This is a genomic window from Candidatus Lokiarchaeota archaeon (assembly GCA_014730275.1).
Classification (GTDB): domain Archaea; phylum Asgardarchaeota; class Thorarchaeia; order Thorarchaeales; family Thorarchaeaceae; genus WJIL01.
The window spans coordinates 1-4952 of record WJIL01000051.1 but is presented as its reverse complement, the minus strand read 5'-3'; the positions used below and the strand labels follow the sequence as shown (position 1 = coordinate 4952).

Sequence of the window (4952 nt, the reverse complement as noted above, 5' to 3'; positions counted from 1 at the left end):
GTTCTCAGCAGAGTGTAACAAAGATAGGTTGCATAGAATAAGCTCCAGCTAAGGAGATTGAAACTTGTCGTCCCCTCTAGTGAGTTAAGTAGGCCGACTTTTAGTTGCACAGAATAAGCTCCATCTAAGGAGATTGAAAGTTCCTCACGCTCTAAAATAACCTCATCACACCCTACCGTTTCAAAAGAGACACTTATTCCCCCATACCCTGCGCAGCTATGTCGGGAACCGTTTGAATGTTCTTAACACTCCAGAGTAACAGTAAAAAGTCAAGATGTATCTCTATTCTGTTTTGAGGATAATCCAAGTGGACGACGATGAATGGGAAAGTAAATGGAGACTCTTTGAAGAGGTTGAGTTCTCAAGTGGACGAAGGGAGGCTCTTGAAGAAGCTCTGAAATGGTGGCATGTATGTTCATATTATATTTTCATGACCATGCAGGCAAATGCAGAAGAACAGGGTTTTTTAATCGAGGACTATGACTATTATGATGGATTCCTTAGTTACATCGACCGCATACTTGATGATTATTTCGAGAACGAAGCGAATAACAAGAGAATGCTAGAGCATCTCTTCGATGGAGTAGATGATATGGCCTTTAATGATGGAGAGGATGATGAGGAAATTGAAAGATAAAGCGATAACTTAGCACAGTACAATTTAACCCTTGTATCAACAAAGAAGCTCCAGCTAAGAAGATTGAAATGTCATCCGGTGATACCGTGCCTCTCTACACAAGCACCAGAGCAAGACTCACACTCTAGGGAACTCAACAAGGGGATGGCAAATCGCCAGTCATGACTAAGCTCTAGAAGACCCTCAAGCACCCTCGTCCGACTACGTCAGTCTTTAGGTGTCAGAGAAATGCTACCCTCAAGATGTTAAAGATTCTTCAATGCTTATTATGCTGTCCCGATTGCCATGGAGATCTGGAATGGAAAATTGAAACCGAGACTGAGCGCGGCATAGTTTCCGCTGATGCTACCTGTGAATACTGTAACAGAAACTACGTCATCAGAGACAAAGTAGCCACCTTCCTATTGACAGAAACTTCTGGTAATGACCTCTGGAAGATTGTTGACAGTCACCTGGCGAAAGAGCTGAAGAAGAATCCAAAATATGAGAAGCAACTCATGCAGAGTGATCTATCGTCACTCAACGCGGCAGATAAATTTCTGCGGGCCGCTATTCACGACGAAAGAGGTAACTACAATCTGGCAAAGACCACGAGAAGACTAGCCGTAGAGGAGTTATATGCACCGTCTTTCAACCGACAATACGACACAAAAAAGAAAGAGCTTCAAAATCTTCTGGCTGGTGAAGATGGGCTCGTTGTCGATTTGGCATCGGGTATGGCTGGACTTGCAAAGGTCTTCAGCACCCTTGAGAATCCGGTCGTCTTTAGTGACATAAGCCCCACTATCTTACTGAGGAATCAACTGCGATTGGAACATTTTGGCCTTTACGACAAGGTCAGCCTGATTGCGTTCGACGTCAAGAAGATGCCCTTCGCTGAGAGTTCGGTACCGGTGTTTACATCTAATTTAGGCCTTACGAATATCAGGGATAGCGCGAGCTTCGCAATGGAGCTCTCCCGCTGTTTGAAAGATAGAGCATACTTCATCACTTTCTTCTATCCCGACAACGGAGATCAGAATGCTCAGCTGTTGGAGGAGTTGGGTATGAACCTAGGGTTTGAAACCAGATTGGAGCAGATTGCGGAACAGTACTTCGATGTACAAATTCTGCACCCGGCTCAGGCTGACATTGAACCTACTGCAGAGAGTGAGATATTCAACATCGGTATTGACGGACTTCCTGTTGAGCCAACCACCATAACATGGGCAATCGTGAAATTAGAACCCAAATCCTAGCTGGAAGCAAGTCTCCCGTTTTGGAGCATGACACTCCGCCTTGCCCGTCCTGATGTTGAAAGATGGAATGAACTACAGTTTGGAAAATGAACTGCTGGTCTGTCAACGAGTTTTGACATTATACCTGTATCATTGGTGCCGGTTTCATGGTCGTGTGGTCGGGGAGACTAAGAAGTCCACCCCATGACAGTGAGGCCCTAAACTCGAAGGGTATGATGTCCGGAGGGTCAACAAGACTGAGACGCTTCCTATCCGGTGTTGAAGGCGTCCGTGGGTTGAACCTGTAGTCGGCATCTGCCCCATGAGGTTGTTATTCAGCGGATACAGGTACGATTCCCCGCTAATCAAGAATAGAAGAGCTGTATGTAGAATCTGAAGTACGTCGGTACATTGTTACAATGATTCCTGCATTTAGAGTCAAAATAGGTGTAAGAACCAGAATCAGGCCTCCTCATATTCCAGCAGGTGCGACCACTTCGTCTTGAAAAAACCTGCAGGAGCTCTCATAGAGGCGACATAGTCTCTTTATCGCTATCGTCTCTGACGAAATTTGGGAAGGCCTGTTGAGTTTCCTCTGCCCACCCTGGCTGTCCTTCTTGGGCTCAAGTTCGATTCAGGGCTCAGCTATCGTGATTTCGTCGCGTTCGTCAACTTCAACCCCGTCTTGCTCGACAAGCTTAACCTTTCAAGGGCTCCCAGCTACTCTACTATTGCATCTTCCTATTGCAAAAAATAAGCTCCCGCCAGGGAGATCAAACAAACGGCGAAGACTTAATAGAAACGAGAGTGCATCTGACACTCCCAAGGCGGGGAAATGGGAGCGCCACAGAACTCAAAAACAAGCAGCTAGTATGACATACTGCAGCAGGCTATGAGCGTCAACCAACGCCCATGATACGGGGGAACCCCATGATGGAAGAAGAGGAGCAAGTTACGGATCACTGGCTTCAGCAGATCCGCAAATTTTCACAGAATGCGCTGGAGAAGATGCGGGAATCCCAACAGCAACTAGATGATGTTGATTTGGACATACAACATGTTGAACCTCGATTCGACGATGTCCCTTCTGCATGGGTTGATGGGGGTTCAGGCTTCATGAACCTAGTGGGTGGGAGCCTCTACGTTGTTCGAGCCGCAGCAGCGTTGTTCAAACCTGGTGAACCTCCCAAATGGTATGAGAACATGGACGCGGGCTTCACCACCCTCTCCAGAAACGTGGATCGCCTTGTCGGATTGAAACGAGACACACTCGAAATCGAATGTATTCTTGAGCTGCTCGATGACGAACCGGGATTCGCTGTGCTGGATAACGGGCTTGCAAGCTATGCCACGATGGGTGTCCCGTACTCCATCATGAGGTACTTCCGTGAACCCGAACCTGACAAGAATCCCAACTACGAATTCTTCAAGGCCTACCATGACTTCATGAGACGTTTTGATACGCTTATCCGAGAATGTCAGACCCTTGATATCAAGCTCATCGGAGCCGCAAAGGACACCAGAACTCGACTGCTTTCGAAACAACTGGGCATAGATACCGATTTCAACGATAGCTCAACCATCGCGATGCTTGCAGGAGACCGAACGGGTTTCACCCCTCCAGTCGAAGCTCGATACCTTGAGGTACCCCGAGTTAAGGCGCACCTGCAATCAGAGTCCATACTGACTGATGGCCGCGGCGATTTTCTCACCATGTTCGGCATTCTCAAACCCCATGGCAGGGTGTTCCGCTTGGACTATCTCAAAAGCCAAGAAGATTATACTGAGGAGATTCAGCGTTTTATCACATCGATGCATGACGGGAACGGCTACCTGCTGCCCTCCCATATCGTCCACAAAAAAGCCTTGATTCCAAAGTCGCTACAAGAATCACTTATGGAACTGATGATTTCGTCCATTGCGAAAGAGGACATGCGCGCAGCACGATTCGTATTCAATGAACAGCGAAGGGCCAGATTTGGCTAGGTGAAGAAGAAATGAGTAACAGAGAAGTCATAGGAAATCTGCTTGGCACCACGACGCCGACTGAAGTTGCTATCTGTGTTGACCCAAGCATTGTGCGCACATCACCACTCAGACTCCGCGAGTACCTGGTGATCGACTATCAATGTGAGGACCTTGAGAAACCAGTTTTAGCATCAGTAAGCGAAATCGGGCTGGAAAATCAGAACATGCCTAACTCGATTCTTACAAGCCCGAGAGAGTTCCAGGCCCTCACTCGGATTGGTGATCTAAGGGATGGTGAGGTGCTAAAAGCAAAAGCAAGAATCCTCGGTTTTCTCAACGAAGCCAGCGAACTGGAGATGCCTCGGTTTTCTCCTCCACCGGGTGCAGAAGTCTTCCGAGCTCCGCAAGAATTACTTGAAGAAGCCTTTGGGCAGGGGCATATCGAAATAGGACATCTTCTTACGAATGAGGATGTCCGCGTCAGATTGAATGTAGATGAGCTGATTAGGCGGCACTTGGCTGTGTTGGCAATCACTGGTGGAGGAAAAGGAAACACAGTTGCAGTGATTATCTCAAGGATTCTCGAAATGGGTGGAGCAGTAGTCGTAATTGATCCACACAGTGAATATATTGGAATGCGTAACGAATTAGGCGACCGGCTGGTTGCATTCTCCGTTGAAGCTGACCCCGACAGGAAAATACTTCCTCTGAGGTTTCGCTTCAACAGCTTCTCAGCGGATGATTTTCTTTCCATACTCCGGGTTCGTTCAAATGCAAACCGGCAGAGAGAACTATTCAGAGATGCTTACGAATTGCTGGAAGATACGGAATGGGATTATGAAGATCTTGAAAACACCCTCGAACAAGCTGACGGTGGTGAAGATTCCGAACAGCTGAAGGGCCTCAAGAGCCTAATGAATGAAGCTACAGAAATCGCAATCCTTGACAAGAGCCAAGAAGTGCCCTTGGCCGGGGGAGATGGCCCGGGAATTGTCAACGAAGGATGCATGACCGTACTCTCGCTATCAGGACTTGATACCGATGTTCAACAAGCTGTTGTGCGGCGAGTATCTCAGAAGATTCTACGCGGAGCGGTTGCGTGGCGGCTGAATCACGAAAATGAAGAATCG

At 47.5% G+C, this 4952-nt stretch carries 4 protein-coding genes; all 4 read left to right on the top strand.

From position 1 onward, the window contains the following. The first annotated feature begins 307 nt into the window (after nt 1–307). Complete coding sequence (locus GF309_05535) at nt 308–637, top strand: hypothetical protein (GenBank protein ID MBD3158234.1); 330 nt, start codon at nt 308–310, stop codon at nt 635–637. A 242-nt stretch (nt 638–879) separates the two neighbouring features. Next, the gene (locus tag GF309_05530) at nt 880–1875 is read left to right on the top strand and encodes a methyltransferase domain-containing protein (protein MBD3158233.1); all 996 of its coding nucleotides are present in this window, start codon (nt 880–882) and stop codon (nt 1873–1875) included. 891 nt (nt 1876–2766) lie between these two features. Next, nucleotides 2767–3840, top strand: coding sequence for a hypothetical protein (locus GF309_05525; GenBank protein ID MBD3158232.1), 1074 nt, complete (start codon nt 2767–2769; stop codon nt 3838–3840). Nucleotides 3841–3851: 11 nt separating this feature from the next. Then, on the top strand, nt 3852–4952 hold a 1101-nt coding region (locus GF309_05520), incomplete at its 3' end, for a DUF87 domain-containing protein (GenBank protein ID MBD3158231.1).

What these genes read in the sequence shown, in the direction of transcription:
- GF309_05530 (MBD3158233.1), top strand. Translation starts at nt 880, where the DNA reads ATGTTAAAGATTCTTCAATGCTTATTATGCTGTCCCGATTGCCATGGA.
- GF309_05525 (MBD3158232.1), top strand. Translation starts at nt 2,767, where the DNA reads ATGATACGGGGGAACCCCATGATGGAAGAAGAGGAGCAAGTTACGGAT.